We start from the raw sequence: 1,194 nt of genomic DNA on the forward strand, positions 1-1,194 counted from the left end.
GGGTTCGGCCCGCTCTTGGCGCGGCAATAACACTATGAAACGGTTCTTGCGAGCCAAAGTCCCAGAAACAGGGCGATAATGGCGCCAATGACGCTGGCAAGGGCATATCCAAGCGCCGGCAGCGTGGCTCCCCGCTCCCACAAAGTCGCGAAATCGAGCGAAAACGCGGAAAAGGTGGTGAAGCCGCCAAAGATGCCGGTGGCGACGAACAGTCTGAGTTCGTTCGATCCGCCGCGGCGCGCCAGGGTGGCTATGAACAGGCCCATGGCGAACGAGCCGACGATGTTGATTGCCATCGTCCCCCAGGGATAGTTGGGGCCGACAAGGCGCAGCGCGCCGATGTTGGTGAGGTGACGAATGCCGGCGCCGATGCCGCCGCCTACCACAACGAGAAGCAGATTGAACATGACCGTTTACTGCCTCCACAAGGGCGACATGGTCAATCCCCTGAACCTGACTACGATGCGGTTGGGACCGCGCAGACAATCGGGCGCGAGCCGCCTTTCGCGGCCATCGTCGAGTTGCTCGGAGCGTGTCAACCTGATCGTCACCACTCAGGCGTTGTCCAGCCCGGGTATTTTTTCCTGAACTCGCTATAAAGGGCATCGAGTTCCGTTTTGCTGACCGGGCGCACCTGTTCGTAGAGATAGCCCGTGACGCCGCCGGACAGCTGATATGTCGCAATGCGCTTATAGGCGGCGCCGATACTCTTCCCTTCGACAATATCCTGGTCCGGTATCGTGACGCAGATCTGCGCACCCGATTGCAAATGGGTAACAGGAGGATCGGTTACGACGACATATCTCGATTTCAATGCCTCCGGTGCGAATTGATCGCGACTGTCAACCTGGCAAGACCATCCGACACGAGGGAAAAGGTCCATATTCATTTCAAACAACAGCGAGCTATTCATGACCGCGCCTGAGGCAAACACCGAGAAGCGGTCCTCAGGCCGCATTTCGCTGACAAGATCGTCGATGAGGCGTCTGTATTCGGGAAGATTGTCGAGGTGAAGAGGAAGCGTATCTTCCCTGGCAAAAACATAGCCGATCGGTGACAGCAACTGGCGGCCGATTGGGAAGAAGGTACCCAAATACGCAAACCCGGCGACGACGGCTATGACGACGGTTGACCATCGAGATTTCAGCGCCGGCATCGAAACGATCGAGACGATGGCCTGCGCATATGCAGGAA

At 57.8% G+C, this 1,194-nt stretch carries 1 protein-coding gene and 1 pseudogene; both read right to left on the minus strand.

The genetic code is table 11. The features are described 5' to 3' along the window. Window positions 1–32 precede the first annotated feature (32 nt). Window positions 33–407: a fluoride efflux transporter CrcB gene (crcB, locus tag ACXJ7R_RS33520; RefSeq protein ID WP_457155537.1), complete on the minus strand. Its 375-nt coding sequence runs from the start codon at window positions 405–407 to the stop codon at window positions 33–35. Window positions 408–547: 140 nt separating this feature from the next. Continuing rightward, window positions 548–1,194, minus strand: a pseudogene (locus tag ACXJ7R_RS33525) (hypothetical protein); the annotation flags it as partial.

It is taken from the genome of Mesorhizobium sp. P5_C1 (genome assembly GCF_054049815.1).

Bases quoted from the DNA above. Each gene is read 5' to 3' on its own strand.
- crcB (WP_457155537.1), bottom strand. From the start codon at position 407: ATGTTCAATCTGCTTCTCGTTGTGGTAGGCGGCGGCATCGGCGCCGGC.